This is a genomic window from Kitasatospora sp. NPDC101157, from assembly GCF_044768255.1.
Classification (GTDB): domain Bacteria; phylum Actinomycetota; class Actinomycetes; order Streptomycetales; family Streptomycetaceae; genus Kitasatospora.
On the sequence record NZ_JBIWPL010000004.1, the window covers coordinates 14,846 to 29,978 of the forward strand.

Consider the following 15,133-nt stretch of genomic DNA (forward strand, 5'->3'; position numbering starts at 1 on the left):
CTCACGGCTTCCACTCGACGGGCAGGTTCGGTGCCGGGCTCCCGCTCGGCGGGACCTGCATGGTCTTCAGGGTGAACTCCATCACCTGCTTGAACACCGGGCCGCACAGCTGGCCGCCGAAGTGGCCGTTGACCGGGCCCTGGAGGGTACAGGAGACGGTGTAGCGGGGGGCGTCGGCCGGGGCGAAGCCGATGAAGGAGGCGGTGTAGCCGTCGTAGCCCTTGCCGTCGGCGGCCCCCCGGTTGGCCGTGCCGGTCTTGCCGGCGACCCGGTAGCCGGGGATGGCGGCCTTGCCGCCGGTGCCCTGCTCGTCGTCGACGACCGACTCCAGCATCGAGGTGAGGGTCTTCGCGGTCTGCTCGCTGACCACCCGGGTCTGCTCGCCCGGCGGGGTCGCGGTGTACTTGCCGTCCGGCCCGGTGACGCCCTGGACGATGCTCGGCGCGACCCGGACCCCGCCGTTGGCGATGGTCGAGTACACCGAGGTGGCCTGCATCGCGTTCACCTGCAGCGGCCCCTGGCCGAAGGCGATGTTGTACTTCTCCGAGGCGACCAGGTCCTCCGGCTTCTTGAGCTTGCCCGGGGTCTCCCCGGGGAAGTTCAGGCCGGTCGGCTGGGCCACCCCGAACTTGCGCATGTAACCGTCCAGGATCTGGTTGGCCTTCAGCTGGTCGCCGTCGCCGAGGGCCTCGACCGCCTCGATGGTGCCGATGTTGGAGGACTTGGCGAGCACCCCGGCGAGGGTCAGGTACCAGTCGCCGTGCGGGACGTCGTCCTTGAACTGCTGCCCGGCCCGGACCAGCGTGCCGGGCACGGTGACCCTGGTGTCCCAGTTGGCCTTGCCCGAGTCCAGGACGGCGGCCAGGCTCATCAGCTTGGCGGTGCTGCCCGGCTCGTAGGCGTCCACCAGGGCCGGGTTGCCCATCTGGGACTGCTTGGCGAGGCTCAGGTCGTTGGGGTTGAAGCCGGGCGAACTGGCCATCGCGATGACCTGGCCGGTCTTCACGTCCTGGACGACGACGTAGCCCTTCTCCGCGCCGGAGTTGGCCACCTGGTCGGTGATCGCCCGCTGGGCCGCCCACTGGACGTCCCGGTTGATGGTCAGCTTGATGTCGCTGCCGGGCACGGCCGGATCCATCGAGCCGCCGGCGGTGGGCACCAGCCGGCCGCCCGCCTGGGCGTAGCTGCTGTGGCCGTCCTTGCCGGCCAGCTGCTTCTGGTACTGCAGTTCCAGCCCGCCGGCGCCCTCGCCCTCGCCGTTGACGAAGCCGACCAGGTTGGCGGCCAGCCCGTCGGCCGGGTAGATCCGCTTCTGGGTCTCCCGGTTGAACACCCCGGCCAGCGGGTTGGCGCACTCGTTGTCGACCCGGGTGCGCCCGCCCTGGTCGGCGGGCTTGCCGAGCAGCTTCTTCTGCGCCTGGCAGGCCCGCGAGCCGGCCTGCTTCTCCAGGCTCGACTTGAGGTCGCTGATCTGGTTCTTGGCGGCCGGGGTCTGCTGGGCGGCGAGCCGCTTGTAGCGGGTCTTGGGCGTGTGGAGGTCGGCGGCGATCCTGTCCTTGGCCACGCCGATGATCGGCGACAGCAGCGCGGCCGCCTGCTCCGGCGCGTCCGGGATGCCGGTCGCCTCGGGGGTGAACATCGCCGGGTCGGCGGTGATGTCGTACGCGTCCACGGTGGCGGCCAGCGCCACGCCGTCGGAGGACGTTATCGAGCCGCGCTCGGCGGTGATCGGGATGTTCTGGTAGCGGTTGGTGTTCGCGTCGGCGGCCAGCGCGTCGGCGTCCACCAGCTGGAGCTGCACCAGGCGCCCGGCGAAGACCGAGAACACCAGCGACAGCGCCACCGTGATCACCCGCAGCCGGCGCTTCGGCTCGGCCAGTTTCAGCGCACTGGGGCGCTGCGGCGGCCGGGACTTCGGGCGCGGTCGCACCGCCGCCTGGCTACGGGTCGGCGGACGGCCCTCCGGGCGGCGCTGCTGCGGCGCGCGCGGGGTGCGGCCCGCGGCGGCGGTCTTGGCGGGCTGCGCCTTGGCCGACTGGCTCCGCACGGGCTGGGCCTTCGCGGGCTGGGGCTTCGCGGGCTGGCTCTTCGCCGGCTGGGGCTTCACCGGCTGGCTCTTCGGGGCCTGCCCCTTGGCGGCCTGGCCCTTGGCCGGCTGCCCCTTCGCGGGCTGGCCGCGCCCGGCGACGGGTCGGGCCGCCCCGGTGCGCGGCGGCTGCCGACGGCCGGAGCCCGAATCGGAACCGGACGGCTGACGGGGCGTCGTCATCGGGTACCACCCCCGTGCTGGGCCGGTGCGGGCGACACCGGGCTGAGCTGGATCACCGAGTCACCGGCCGAGGCCGCCGGGGTCGGCGGCGCGGATGCCTGGCCGGTCGGCTGTGCCGACGGCTGGGCGCTCGGTGAGCTGCTCGGCTGGGCCGAGGGCTGGGCCTGGGCCGGTTTCTGGGCCCCCGGCGTGGGCTTCGTCGGCCACGGATCGACCGTCGACTTCCTCACCGGCGGGCTGTCCTGGGCCGGGCCGGGCGTGCCGGTCACCTTGCCGCCGTTCGGCACGTCCAGGAAGGCCATCCCGCCGGCCGGGACCATGCCCAGCTCGCCGGCCCGCTTGGCCAGCGCGTCGGGGGCCGAACTCTGGTCGATTTCGAGCTGGAGGCTCTGCTGCTCGTCGGTCGCCTTGGTGGTCTGCTTCTGCAGCCGGGACAGCTCGAAGGAGCCCTCGTTGAGGGCCGTGTTCAGCGCCAGCAGCCCGAGCAGTCCCGCCGCCAGCAGCACCACCACGAGCACCGCGAACGGCGTGCGCCCCCGCACGGGGCGCCGCCCCGGCCGGACCGTGATCCGCGCCCTGCCCTGCCCGGGGAGTCCTCCCCGCCCCGCCCGGACCTCACCGGCCACCGGCCCCACCGCTCTCCTCCGCCCTTCGGACCCCGCCGGAGCCGATCCTCAGCCCCGCTTGCTTCGGTCCCTGATCCTCTCCGCCACCCGCAGCCGCACGGGCGCGGCGCGCCGGTTCTCCTCGATCTCCTCCTCGGTGGCCAGCTCGGCACCGCGGGTGATCAGCTTGAGCCAGGGCTGGTGCTCCTCCGGGATGAACGGGAGCCCCGGCGGGGCGGTGCTGGTCGCCCCGGCGGCGAAGTACTGCTTCACCAGCCGGTCCTCCAGCGACTGGTACGACATCACCACCATCCGGCCGCCCAGCGCGAGGACGTCCAGCGCCCCCGGGATCGCCCGGTCCAGGACCTCCAGCTCGCCGTTGACCTCGATCCGCAGCGCCTGGAAGGTCCGCTTGGCCGGGTTCCCGCCGGTCCGGCGGGTCGCCGCCGGAATGGCGTTGCGCACCAACTCGACCAGACGCGCGCTGTTGGTGAACGGTTCCTTCTCCCGCTCCCGCACGATGACCGAGGCGATCTTCCCGGCGAACCGCTCCTCGCCGTACACCTTGAGGATCCGGGCCAGGTCGCCGTGGCTGTAGGTGTTGAGCACCTCCGCCGCGCTGATCCCCCGGGTCTGGTCCATCCGCATGTCCAGCGGGGCGTCCTGGGCGTAGGCGAAGCCGCGGTCGGCCTCGTCCAGCTGCATCGAGGAGACGCCGAGGTCGAACAGCACGCCGTCCACCCGGTCGATGCCCAGCCGCTCCAGCACCTCGGGGATCTCGTCGTACACCGCGTGCACCAGGGTGGCCCGGTCCCCGAACGGGGCCAGCCGCTCGCCGGACAGCTTCAGCGCCTGCGGGTCGCGGTCCACCGCGACCAGCCGGACCTCCGGGAACTGGGTCAGCAGCGCCTCGCTGTGCCCGCCGAGGCCGAGGGTGGCGTCCACCACCACGGCGCCGGGGCGCGAGATCGCCGGGGCCAAGGCGTCCATGCACCGCTGCAGCATCACCGGAACGTGCTTGGGACCCGGTTCGTTGGTGGTCATGCGCGGTGGCGCCCTTCCTCGGTGCGGAGCAGCCCGTCGTCCGGGAGCTCCGACCATTCTCGCCCACCGCCCGCCGGCACGACGACGCGGCCCGTGGTCCCCGCCCGCTCAGGGGGAAGGTCGTGGCCGCCCGGCACCGGGGAAGGTGCGCCAGGTGAACACGGAGCGGGTGGAGGCCACGGGCCGCATCGGACGGGCCACACCGCACGGCTGACGCCCGGTTGACGGGCTCCGGCGGGTGTGCTCCAACGCGCCGCAACTCTATCGCGCGGGCCCTTGCAGTCAATGGTCCGCTCCGGCGCACCACCCGGGCGGCGGTACGGATCACCGCAGGTCGCGGCCGTCGGGGCGGTCCGGCGGGGCCGCCGGCCGGGGGCCTCCGGCGAGCGCCGCGCGCCCCGTCGAGCGACCGGGCACCAACCCACTCCGGGACCAGTCCGGACGAACCGGGCAGTTGTCGCTATGCGCTCGATCACAGCAACGCGTTCTGTAGCTCTCCGCCCCACCGCGCGGCCCCGGTTCGCACTAACGTCGCCCCCATGACAGTGACTCCCGACCGGCCCACGCCGAACGCCGCTGCCGACTCCCCGAGACCGACCATCATCGACCGCTTCGTCACGGCCAACCGCGAGTACGCGGTGACCTTCCGCGACGGCGGCATGGACGCCCGCCCCGTCCAGAAGATCGCCGTGGTGGCCTGCATGGACGCCCGTCTCGACCTCTTCGCGGCGCTCGGCCTCGAACTGGGCGACGCCCACGTCATCCGCAACGCCGGCGGCGTCGTCACCGACGACACCATCCGGTCCCTGACCATCAGCCAGCGCGCCCTGGGCACCCGCTCGGTCGCGCTGATCCACCACACCGGCTGCGGCCTGCTCGGGCTCACCGAGGACTTCCGCCGGGAACTGGAGCTGGAGGTCGGCCAGCGCCCGCAGTGGGCGGTGGAGTCCTTCGTCGACCTGGACGGCGACGTCCGCCAGTCCATGCAGCGGGTCCGTACCTCCCCCTTCCTGCTGCACACCGACGACGTCCGCGGCTTCGTCTTCGACGTCCACACCGGACTCCTGCGCGAGATCAGCTGACGGGCCCCCGGGCGGGCGGGTGGCAGCATTCGACGGGGGCCGAATGGTGACTTCCGGCCCCCGGACGGGGGAGAATGCGCCTGCCGGTCAGACCCCGAACCACCTGGGGTGGCCGGGCCGCAGGCCGCCAGCCCGGCGCCGGATCCTCCATCGGAACCGCCTCCGGGGCGGTCGCGTCAAGCATGGGGTGGGGTCCGGCCTCGGGTGAGGCGGGCGCAGCGTGCCAGGGAGCGTAAACGGGTGACGAGCTACAGCGATCAGGCCGGTCTCGGCAGTCCTGCGGGGGGCGAACAGAGGGCGAACGGGTACCAGCGGATCGGGCTCGCCGAGCTCGCTGCGGTCGTGGACCGGGTCCGCGCCAACATCGAGAGCGTGATCGAGGGCAAACCGGAGGCGGTCCGGATCGCCCTGACCGTGCTGCTCGCCGAGGGCCACCTGCTGCTGGAGGACGTGCCCGGCGTCGGCAAGACCATGCTGGCCAAGGCGCTCGCCAGGTCCGTGGACTGCACCGTGCGCCGCATCCAGTTCACCCCCGACCTGCTGCCCTCGGACGTCACCGGCACCAACATCTACGACCAGCAGCGGCACGACTTCGAGTTCCGCCCGGGCGCGATCTTCGCCCAGATCGTGGTCGGCGACGAGATCAACCGCGCCTCGCCCAAGACCCAGTCCGCGCTGCTGGAGTCCATGGAGGAGCGCCAGGTCACCATCGACGGCACCAGCTACGAGCTGCCCTCGCCGTTCATGGTGGTGGCCACCCAGAACCCGGTCGAGATGGAGGGCACCTACCCCCTCCCGGAGGCCCAGCGGGACCGCTTCATGGCCCGGATCTCGATCGGCTACCCCAGCCCCGAGGCCGAGTTCGCGATGCTCGACGTGCACGGCGGCACCAACCCGCTGGACGACCTCCAGCCGGTCGCGCACGCCGCCGACATCCTCAAGCTGGTCGACCTGGTCCGCACCGTGCACATCGCCGACCCGGTCCGCCGCTACGCCGTCGACCTGGTCGGTGCCACCCGCACCAGCCCCGAGCTGCGGCTGGGCGCCTCGCCGCGCGCCACCCTGCACCTGGTCCGGGCCGCCCGCGCCGCCGCCGCGCTGGACGGGCGCGACTACGTCACCCCGGACGACATCCAGCGCCTTGCCGTCCCGGTCCTGGCCCACCGCCTGATGCCGACCGCCGAGACCCAGCTCGGCCGCCGCAGCTCCGAGCAGATCGTGACCGACCTGGTCGCCCGGCTGCCGCTGCCGCGCCCGCAGGGCGGCCCGGCCGTCCGGAGGGGCTGAGGTGGCCCCATCCGACCGGCCCGGCGGACTGCGGGACGGACTGCGCGGCCTCACCACCCGGGGCCGCTCCTTCCTGGCGGCCGGGCTGACCGCGGTGGTCTGCGCCTACGTGCTCGACCAGGACGCGCTGCTGCGGGTCGGCGTGCTGCTCGCCGCGCTGCCGCTGGCCGCCGCCCTGGTGGTCGCCAACACCCGCTACCGGGTGGCCAGCGGACGCCGGCTCAGCCCGCACCGGGCGATCGCCGGCCAGGAGGCCCGGGTCCACCTGCGGGTGGACAACGTCTCCCGGGTGCCCACCGGGCTGCTGCTCCTGGAGGACAAGGTCCCGTACGTGCTCGGGCCGCGCCCGCGCTTCGTACTGGACCGGGTCGAGCCGCGCGGCTTCCGCGAGGTCTCCTACCGGGTCCGCTCCGACCTGCGCGGCCGCTACCCGCTCGGGCCGCTGCAGCTGCGGCTGTCCGACCCGTTCGGGATGTGCGAGGTCAACCGCGGCTTTGCCGCCTCCGACGTGCTCACCGTCGTCCCCCAGGTGCAGACGCTGCCGCAGGTGCGGCTGACCGGCGAGTGGATCGGCCAGGGCGAGAACCACGCCCGTACGCTGGCGCTGGCCGGGGACGACGACGTGATCCTGCGCGAGTACCGGCCCGGCGACGACCTGCGCCGGGTGCACTGGCGCTCCACCGCCCGGTACGGCGAGCTGATGGTGCGCCGCGAGGAGCAGCCGCAGAAGGCCCGCGCCACCGTCCTGCTGGACACCCGCGAGGTGGGCCACCGGGGCAGCGGCCCGGCCTCCTCCTTCGAGTGGGCGGTCAGCTGCGCCGCGTCCGTCGCCGTGCACCTGCTGGAGCGCGGCTACCAGACCCAGCTGCTCACCGACACCGGCCAGTCGGTGCCCGGGCCCGGCGCCGGCGGCCAGAACCTCGCCGCCGACACCTCCGGGCTGATCCTGGACGCCCTGGCGGTCGCCGACCTGTCCGAGGGCGCCGGGCTCTCCCGCGCCGAGGAGCCGCTGCGGGCCGGCGGCGAGGGACTGCTGGTCGCCGTCCTCGGCGACCTGGACCAGGCCCAGGCCGCGCGGCTGGCCCGGCTGCGCAGCCGCACCGGCGGGGCCATCGCCCTCCTCCTCGACACCGGCACCTGGGCGGGCCTGCGGATGATCGCCCCCGACACCGGCGGCGACCCGTTCCGCGACCGGGTGCGGGAGCTGCGCGCGGCCGGCTGGACGGTCCTGCCGGTCCGGGCCGGCGACTCCCTGCCGGACCTGTGGCGGGCCGCCGACGGCGCCAAGACCACCGCCCCCTACCGAGAAGAGGCCGGCGCGTGACCACCCGGGCCAAACTGACCGTCTACTCGGCGCTGGCCACCACCCTCGCCTCGCTGTGCATGCTGCCGCTGCTGACCACCCGCAGCTGGCTCACCCACGCCGTCCTCGTCATCGGGGTGATCTCGGCCGTCGGCGTGGGCATGCGCCGCTCCCCGCTGTACCGCTGGTCGGTGCCGGTGGTTCAGCTGCTGGTGCTGCTCCTGCTGATGCTGATCGGCTTCGCCGGCTCCGGGATGACCGCGGGCGTGCTGCCCGGGGCGAACGCGCTGCGCGTGCTGGGCCGGGTGTTCTCCTCCGGCATCGACGACATCGGGCAGTACGCCATCCCGGCCCCGCCGACGGCGGGCCTGCGGCTGATCCTGGTCTCGGCGGTCGGCCTGATCGCCGTACTGGTGGACACCATCGCGGTGACCTACCGGCGCGCGGCGCTGGCCGGGCTGCCGCTGCTGGCGCTGTTCTCGATCGGCAACGCCCTGGCCGCGGAGCACGGCAGCTGGGTCTGGTTCTGCCTCGCCGCGGCCGGCTACCTGGCGCTGCTGTTCGCCGAGGGCCAGGACCGGGTCTCCCGCTGGGGCCGGGTCTTCCGCGGGGGTGCGCGCGGCACGGTCACCTCCCACCACGTCAGCCTGGGCGGCCAGCAGGTCGGCGTCCTGGCGCTGGCGCTGGCGATGCTGCTGCCGGTCTTCCTGCCGCGCTGGGACCTCGGTCTGCTGGACTCCGGCTCCGGCGGGTCGTCCGGCAGCGGCACCGGGGGCAGCGTGGCGACCAGCCTCGACCCGATGGTCAGCCTGGAGTCCGCGATCACCAAGCCGAGCAACAACGAGCTGCTCACCTACACCCTGGACAGCGACCTCGCCGAGCAGACCTACCTGCGCACCGGCTCGCTGGACCAGTTCGACGGCACCAACTGGAAGCTCAGCAGCCCCGTGGTCAGCGACCTCCCGGTCACCCTGCCCGCCCCCGAGGGCCTGCACGACCCCAACGTCCCCCGGATCAACGGCGACTTCACGGTCAGCGACCAGCTGGAGAAGAGCTGGCTGCCGATGCCGTACCCGGCCGCCTCGGTCACGCTCCCCAACCGCAACGAGTGGAAGCTCGACCCGTTGACCCGCACCGTCGTGCCGGTCAACGACAAGGCGATCCGCGGGCTGCATTACCAGGTCAGCGCGCTGGACCTGCGGCCCACCGCCGACGAGCTGCGCACCGCGCCGCTCGCGCCCCAGGACATCCGGGAGCACTACACGGCCCTCCCCTCCGACCTGCCGTCGGTGGTCGCGGACCAGGCCAGGGCGGTCACCGCCAACGCCCGCACCGACTACGACCGGGCGACGGCGCTGGTGAACTGGTTCACCGGCCCGGAGTTCAAGTACGACACCTCGGTCGAGGGCGGCACCGGCAGCAACGCGATCGCGGTCTTCCTGCGCGACCGCCGGGGCTTCTGCGTGCACTTCGCCTCGACGATGGCGGCGATGGCCCGGGTGCTGAAGATCCCGGCCCGGGTCGCGGTCGGCTTCACCCCCGGCGACACCAAGGACGGCAAGATCTACTCGGTCACCGGCCGGATGTACCACGCCTGGCCCGAGCTGTACTTCTCGGGCTACGGCTGGCTGCGCTTCGAACCGACCCCGAGCCGGGGCGTCCCGGCCCGGTACACCGAGGCGTCCAGCGTCCCGACCACGGCGCCCACCCAGCAGCCGACCGTCGCGGCGACCAGCGCGGCCGCCGCCCCGGCGCCGTCCAGCAGTTCGGACTGCACCGCCAAGCAGCGCCAGCTGGGCGACTGCGGTCCCAAGGGCAAGGCCGTCAGCCAGGCCGCCGAGGAGTCCTGGCTGCTGTCCGGGCAGGTGCTCGGCACCCTGGCCGCGGTGCTGGCACTGATCGCCCTGCTGCTCGTCCCGATGTTCTGGCGCACCGCCGTGCGCCGTCGCCGGCTCGGCGGCGGCGGGCGGCGCCGACCCGGCGGGGACGGCCCGACCGAACTCACCGACGCCCAGGTGCTGGCCGCCTGGGACGAGCTGGTCGACTCCGCCTGGGACCTCGGGATTCCCCCGGACGAGTCACGCACCCCGCGCTCGGCCGCCCGCCGGATCACCGAGACGGCGCACCTGGACCCGGAGGCGGCGGCCGCCGCCGGGCGACTGGCGCTGGCCACCGAGCGCGTGCTCTACGCCCCGGCCGGGCAGGTCACCACGGCACCGCTGGCCGCCGACGTCCGCACCGCCCGGCGCGCCCTCCAGGCCGACGCCGGCCGGCGCGGCCGGATCCGGGCGCTGCTGCTGCCGCCGTCCTCGGCCCAGCTGTGGTGGCGGATCGCGGACGCGGTGCGGTCGGCCCGGACGGCCGTCGCCACCCGCACCGGACGGGCCGTCGACGCGGTCACCGGCCCGGTGCGGCGGCTGTTCACCCGGCGCGAGCGGTCCGGCCCCGAGGCCTGACGGGACGCCGAGAGCCGGGGCGGGCAGTCGATCGACTGCCCGCCCCGGCTCTCGTTCGCAACGGTCCTCGGCGGTCCCGACGTGGTTCCGGGTCGGTCCCGGGCCGGCTGGTGTTCCCGGCCCTGACCGGTAGGGCTCAGAGGCCGCCGGTCTGCTCGTCCCGGCGGCGCTGCCAGCGCTGCTCCACCCGGTCCATCATCCCGGCCCTGCGGCGCGGGGCGGCGGCCTGGCGGGGGCCGGAGCCCTGGCCCGCGGGCCCGCGACGCCAGCCGGTCACGGCGAACACCGCGCACCCGAGCATCACCAGGAACCCCACGACGCTGACCCAGATCTGGTCCGGAACGACCATGCCGCCCATCAGCAGGCCGATCCCCACCACGAATCCGGCGACGGCCAGGTAGACCCGCCGACGGGTGTAGGTGCGCAGCCCGGTTCCCTCAAGCGCCGACGCGAATTTGGGATCTTCGGCATACAGCGCTCGCTCCATCTGGTCGAGCAGTCGCTGCTCGTGCTCCGAGAGCGGCACGGAGTCCTCCTACTCGTCGGTCGCGGGTGCGACCGGTCCGCCACCCCGGTCGGGGAGGCCAGTCCAATCAGCCTTGGGCACACGGTCGGACGCCCGTGTGGGGGACCCGGCCCGTGTCGTCCATATGCCCCACGCGTCCGGCTGTCATGCTTTCCGGCTTTACCCAGATCATACGGTCCGTGGACCCGTAACGGAGTGGTCTGCGCCGCGTGGGCCGGGCCACTTCGGGCGGCCGGTACCGCACCCCGCTCAACGCCGGACGACTCGGACAAGTGCCCGAGCCGATGGAATCGGCCCGGACCTGGGCAGCTCGGCGAGCGCACCCGGGCGAGGAGCGGGGGGCCGACGGCCGTCCGGGAAGCGAACCGCCGCCGTACGGTGTGCGAACCGTCCGGCGGCGGGCGGGGGATCCGGGGTGCCGCGGAGTGCTCCGGTCCGCTCCGGGAGGCGGCCTCAGACCAGGGTGGCCAGCAGGTGCAGCTGGGTGGCCACGGCGTGGAAGGCGGGCTGCGCGGCGGCGGCCTCCTCCAGCTTCAGCAGCGCCTCCATCGCGCCCGGCTCGGTGTCCACCAGGACCCCGGGCACCAGGTCGGCGAAGACCCGGACCCCGTGCACCGACTCCACCCGCAGGCCCGCGCCCTCGGCCAGCCGGCCCAGCTCCTCACCGGTGAAGCGGCGCGGCATCGGGTCCTGCTCGCCCCAGCGGCCGTCGACGGCGGAGAGCACCGTGCGGGCCTCGTTGAAGTGGCCGGCCAGCGCGCGGGCCAGCACCGCGCCGTTGCGGTTGGCGGCCAGCAGGCTCACCAGGCCGCCCTTGCGCAGGGTGGCGGCCAGGCTGCCCAGCGACTCGGCCGGGTCGTCCACGACCTCCAGCACGCCGTGGCAGAGCACCGCGTCCACGGTGCCGGGAGCGACCAGCTCGGGCAGCGTCTGGGTGTCGCCCTGGACGGCCCGGACCAGGTCCGTCACCCCGGCCTCGGCGGCCCGGCGCTCCAGCGCGAACAGCGCGTCCGGGCTCGGGTCGACCACGGTGACCCGGTGGCCGAGCTTGGCCACCGGCACGGCGAAGTTGCCGGTGCCGCCGCCGGTGTCGACCACGTCCAGCACCGGCTGGTCCAGCTCGGCGGCCCGCTTCTCCAGGGCTGTCCGCACCACCTCCCACACCACGGCGGTACGCAGGGCGCTGCGGGGACGCGTCGGGTACAAGGCGGGGCTCCTCGGCACGTGCAGATCGATCAGGTTGCCTCCACCTTATGCCTGACCGGTGGCGGCTTCGCCCGCGCCGCCCGGCTCCCCGCCGTCGAGCGGCAGGCGGGGGGCGGGCGGGGCCGGGCGCAGGCCGAGCAGGCGCTCGACCAGGCGCAGGAACAGGGCCGAGTTGCGGATCAGGTCGTCCGCGTCGCGGGCCGAGGCGGCGCCCCGGATCCCGGCCTCGGCGGCGGCCCGGCGGCGGGCGCCGGCGCCGTAGTAGACCGCCCATTCGGCCAGTTCGGGGGCCACCTCGGGCAGCACCTCCCAGGCGCTGCGGATGGCCTTGCGCCGCCGCGGGTTCTTCTCCGGCCGCCCGCGGACGGCCAGCACGGCCGCCACCGTGCGCAGCGCGGCCAGGTGGGCGGTGGCGTAGCGCTCCAGCGGGTCCTCCAGCTCGCGGGCGCGGGCCAGCGTGCGGTGGGCGTCGGCGAGCAGGTCGAGGGCGGCGGGCGGCGCGGCGATCCGGCGCAGCACCGGGTGGACGTCCCGCCCGGCGGGGCGGCCACCGGCGGCCCCGGGGACGTGCGGAAGGGCGGCGGAGTGGAGGCGGGCGGTGACGGGCTCAGGATGGCTGATGGTCATGGTCTCCCCCGTTCCGAGGCAGCGCGCGGACCGGGTGGTCCGTGCTCCCCCATCGTGAACCGCACCACTGACAATCCGGCCCCGGGAACGGGCGTACCGGCGGCGGTCGCGGTCCCCCCGGTCCGCGCCGCCGCCGTCTGCCGTCGCCCCGCCCACCCCCCACCGGGCGGCGGTGGCGAACTCCCCCCGTTCTCCCCCGTTCGGTGACCGGCCTCCCCCCGGCCCGCTCCGCCGCCCCGTGCCGGCGGTGCGGGGCCCGAGACCGGCGCCCGTTCGCGGATCCCGGCCGCCGCCCCAGGCCCTCCCGGCCGGGGGGCGGACGGATCCGCCACTCGGGAGGGCGGCGCCCGACGCGCCGTCCTCCCGGGTGCCACCACTCTCCCGTCCCAGCAGGTCGGAGGCCATCCGCTGACGTACTCAACCGCGGATCTGAGTACCCGTACTCAGTCGGCCCCGGTCCCGCCGGGCGCGGAACCGCGGCGGTGGCCCGCGACGTCCCGGGTCCCGGTACGGTACGGCGGGGCCGGGCGGTCCCGGCCGGGGTCGGAGGACCCGGGAGAGCGAGGAGGGGGACGCGATGACGGTCCTGCCGCTGATCTTCACCAGCGGACTGGCCAGCGGCATCAACGCGTACGCGGTGGTGCTGCTGCTCGGCCTGCTGGGCCGGTTCGCCGGGGCGGAGTCGGTGCCGCACGCGCTGGAGCGCACCGACGTGCTGATCGCGGCGGCCGTGCTGTTCCTGCTGGAGGCGGTCGCCGACAAGATCCCGTACGTGGACACCGTCTGGGACGCCGTGCACACGGTGATCCGGCCGATCGCCGGCGCCGTGGTCGGCGTGCTGATCGCGGGCAACGACCCGGGTTCGCTCAGCGAGGTCGCGGCCGGGGCGATGGGCGGCACCACCGCGCTGGTCACCCACCTGGTCAAGGCCTCGCTGCGGATGGCCGTCAACACCTCACCCGAACCGGCCAGCAACATCGTGGTCAGCCTGCTGGAGGACCTCTCGGTGGCCGGCCTGGTCACCCTGGCGATCTTCCACCCGTGGGCGGCCGCCTCGATCGCCGCGGTGCTGCTGGCGATCGGCCTGCTGCTGGTCCGGCTGGTGATCAGCCGGATCCGGGCGTTCCGGGCCCGCCGCCGCGAACGCAGGGCGGCCGGGGCGGCCGCTGAGGGGGCTTTTGCAGGTCGGGCCTAGGATCGGGTGCCATGGCACGGATCGTCATCATCGGCGCAGGAATGAGCGGGCTCGCGGCGGCCTCCCGGCTGGCCACCCTGGGCCACCGGGTGACGGTCTGCGAGGCGAGCGGCACGTACGGCGGCATGGTCGGCCGGTACGAGCGCGACGGGTTCGCCTTCGACACCGGGCCCGGCCTGCTCACCCTTCCGGCGGTCTACCGCGACCTCGCGCTGAAGACCGGCCGGGAGCCGCTGGAGGATCTGGTCGACCTGGCGCCGGTCGACCCGGAGAGCCGGCACCTGTTCCCGGACGGCGGCGACCTCGCCCTGCCCAACGCCTCCCGGGGCGGCGTGGGCCAGGCCCTGGACGCCGCCTTCGGGTCCGGTTCGGGCGAGCGCTGGAACGCGATGATCAACCGCGGCCGGACGGTCTGGGAGGCCACCCGCCGTCCGCTGCTGGAGGAGCCGCTCCCGGCCGACCCAACGCCGCTGCACACCGACCCGTACCCCGTGCCGCCCCGGCGGGGCCTGGCCCGGCTGCGGCCCACCGGCCGCTGGACGCTCTCCGACGTCGCCGCCCGGGAACTCGGCGGCCACCCGGGCCTGACCGCCCTGCTGGCCGAGCACGCGCTGCGCTTCGGCTTCGACCCGCGCAGCACCCCGGCATCGGCCACCGTGCTCCCGTACATGGAGCAGTCCTTCGGCGTCTGGTACCTCAAGGGCGGTCTGCGCGCGCTGGCGGACGCGGTGTACCGCCGCTGCGAGCAGCGCAAGGTCGAGTTCCGCTTCGACACCCGGTGCGAGGAGGTGCTCACCGCGGACGGGCGCGCCCGCGGGATCGGCACCACCGCCGGCCCGGTCGAGGCGGACGTCGTGATCTCCGCCCTGGACGCCGACGTGCGCTTCCACGAGCTGACCGGCACCGCCGGGACCCCGGACGACCGGCCGGCCTCGGCTCACCGCGCCGACGACGTCCCCGGCCGGGTCGTGGTGCTGCTGGCCCTGCGCGGGGAGCGCCCGGCGGGCACCGTGCACCGCACCGTCGTCCACGCCGCCGACCCGGCGGCCGAACGGGCCGGGATCTTCGACCGCGGCGCCCCGCTCGCCGAACGCCCGACCGTCCAGGTGCTCCGGCCGGACGACCCCTCGCTGTACCCGGCGGGCCACCACACCGCCGTCCTGACCGCGACCGTCCCCTCCACCGGGGCGCACGACTGGTCGGCCCCCGGCGCCGCCGACCGCTTCGCCGACCGGATGCTCGCCCACGCGGACGCGGCCGGCCTCGGCCTCGGTGAGCGCGTGCTGTGGCGGGTGGTCCGCACCCCGGCCGACACCCGGCGCGAGCACGGCTCCCTCCACGGCGCCGTCCCCCGCCCGGCTCTGCCGGGCGCCCGCGGCGCCTACCTCCAGGCCGCCACCGAGGAGTACCCGGGCTACTACCTGATCGGCGGCGCCGCCCACCCGGGCGGCGGGCTCGCCCGGGTCGGCATGTCGGCCTGCATCACGGCCAACCTCATCGGCCCGGCCTGAGCGCCCGGGCGGCGCCCGGGCC

12 protein-coding genes are annotated in these 15,133 nt (G+C 74.8%); 6 read left to right on the forward strand and 6 right to left on the reverse strand.

The features are described 5' to 3' along the window. Window position 1: 1 nt before the first annotated feature. The 3 genes from ACIRVF_RS09795 to rsmH form a co-directional block, all read right to left on the reverse strand. Window positions 2-2,269, reverse strand: coding sequence for a penicillin-binding transpeptidase domain-containing protein (locus ACIRVF_RS09795; RefSeq protein ID WP_402815779.1), 2,268 nt, complete (start codon window positions 2,267-2,269; stop codon window positions 2-4). Then, on the reverse strand, window positions 2,266-2,811 hold the full coding sequence (locus ACIRVF_RS09800) for a cell division protein FtsL (protein WP_402815780.1): 546 nt from the start codon (window positions 2,809-2,811) through the stop codon (window positions 2,266-2,268). The genes ACIRVF_RS09795 and ACIRVF_RS09800 overlap by 4 nt, the downstream gene beginning before the upstream one ends. A gap of 132 nt (window positions 2,812-2,943) precedes the next feature. Beyond that, a complete protein-coding gene (gene rsmH, locus ACIRVF_RS09805) occupies window positions 2,944-3,918 on the reverse strand; it encodes a 16S rRNA (cytosine(1402)-N(4))-methyltransferase RsmH (RefSeq protein WP_402815781.1) in 975 nt (324 codons plus the stop codon). Window positions 3,919-4,457: 539 nt separating this feature from the next. On the opposite strand from rsmH, the gene ACIRVF_RS09810 reads away from it, so the two are divergent. From ACIRVF_RS09810 to ACIRVF_RS09825, 4 genes are all read left to right on the forward strand, one after another. Further along, window positions 4,458-5,000: a beta-class carbonic anhydrase gene (locus ACIRVF_RS09810; RefSeq protein WP_402815782.1), complete on the forward strand. Its 543-nt coding sequence runs from the start codon at window positions 4,458-4,460 to the stop codon at window positions 4,998-5,000. Window positions 5,001-5,315: 315 nt separating this feature from the next. After that, a complete protein-coding gene (locus tag ACIRVF_RS09815; protein ID WP_402816249.1) occupies window positions 5,316-6,287 on the forward strand; it encodes an AAA family ATPase in 972 nt (323 codons plus the stop codon). A 1-nt stretch (window position 6,288) separates the two neighbouring features. Further along, window positions 6,289-7,611, forward strand: coding sequence for a DUF58 domain-containing protein (locus tag ACIRVF_RS09820; protein WP_402815783.1), 1,323 nt, complete (start codon window positions 6,289-6,291; stop codon window positions 7,609-7,611). Continuing rightward, on the forward strand, window positions 7,608-10,046 hold the full coding sequence (locus tag ACIRVF_RS09825; RefSeq protein WP_402815784.1) for a transglutaminaseTgpA domain-containing protein: 2,439 nt from the start codon (window positions 7,608-7,610) through the stop codon (window positions 10,044-10,046). Before ACIRVF_RS09820 ends, ACIRVF_RS09825 begins: the two co-directional genes overlap by 4 nt. A 136-nt stretch (window positions 10,047-10,182) precedes the next feature. Here ACIRVF_RS09825 and ACIRVF_RS09830 read toward each other — a convergent pair whose 3' ends face one another. The 3 genes from ACIRVF_RS09830 to ACIRVF_RS09840 all read right to left on the reverse strand — a co-directional run bounded on the left by ACIRVF_RS09830 (window position 10,183) and on the right by ACIRVF_RS09840 (window position 12,405). After that, a complete protein-coding gene (locus ACIRVF_RS09830; protein WP_402815785.1) occupies window positions 10,183-10,572 on the reverse strand; it encodes a DUF3040 domain-containing protein in 390 nt (129 codons plus the stop codon). Between the two features lie 453 nt (window positions 10,573-11,025). Next, the gene (locus ACIRVF_RS09835) at window positions 11,026-11,778 is read right to left on the reverse strand and encodes a methyltransferase domain-containing protein (protein ID WP_402815786.1); all 753 of its coding nucleotides are present in this window, start codon (window positions 11,776-11,778) and stop codon (window positions 11,026-11,028) included. 45 nt (window positions 11,779-11,823) lie between these two features. Beyond that, window positions 11,824-12,405: an SAV_6107 family HEPN domain-containing protein gene (locus ACIRVF_RS09840; RefSeq protein ID WP_402815787.1), complete on the reverse strand. Its 582-nt coding sequence runs from the start codon at window positions 12,403-12,405 to the stop codon at window positions 11,824-11,826. Between the two features lie 577 nt (window positions 12,406-12,982). On the opposite strand from ACIRVF_RS09840, the gene ACIRVF_RS09845 reads away from it, so the two are divergent. Together ACIRVF_RS09845 and ACIRVF_RS09850 are read left to right on the forward strand one after the other, a co-directional pair. Then, complete coding sequence (locus tag ACIRVF_RS09845; RefSeq protein WP_402815788.1) at window positions 12,983-13,600, forward strand: DUF4126 domain-containing protein; 618 nt, start codon at window positions 12,983-12,985, stop codon at window positions 13,598-13,600. An 11-nt stretch (window positions 13,601-13,611) separates the two neighbouring features. After that, window positions 13,612-15,111: a phytoene desaturase family protein gene (locus tag ACIRVF_RS09850; protein ID WP_402815789.1), complete on the forward strand. Its 1,500-nt coding sequence runs from the start codon at window positions 13,612-13,614 to the stop codon at window positions 15,109-15,111. Window positions 15,112-15,133: the final 22 nt, after the last annotated feature.

What these genes read in the sequence shown, in the direction of transcription:
- ACIRVF_RS09795 (WP_402815779.1), bottom strand. Translation starts at nt 2,269, where the DNA reads ATGACGACGCCCCGTCAGCCGTCCGGTTCCGATTCGGGCTCCGGCCGT.
- rsmH (WP_402815781.1), bottom strand. Translation starts at nt 3,918, where the DNA reads ATGACCACCAACGAACCGGGTCCCAAGCACGTTCCGGTGATGCTGCAG.
- ACIRVF_RS09810 (WP_402815782.1), top strand. Translation starts at nt 4,458, where the DNA reads ATGACAGTGACTCCCGACCGGCCCACGCCGAACGCCGCTGCCGACTCC.
- ACIRVF_RS09840 (WP_402815787.1), bottom strand. Translation starts at nt 12,405, where the DNA reads ATGACCATCAGCCATCCTGAGCCCGTCACCGCCCGCCTCCACTCCGCC.
- ACIRVF_RS09845 (WP_402815788.1), top strand. Translation starts at nt 12,983, where the DNA reads ATGACGGTCCTGCCGCTGATCTTCACCAGCGGACTGGCCAGCGGCATC.
- ACIRVF_RS09850 (WP_402815789.1), top strand. Translation starts at nt 13,612, where the DNA reads ATGGCACGGATCGTCATCATCGGCGCAGGAATGAGCGGGCTCGCGGCG.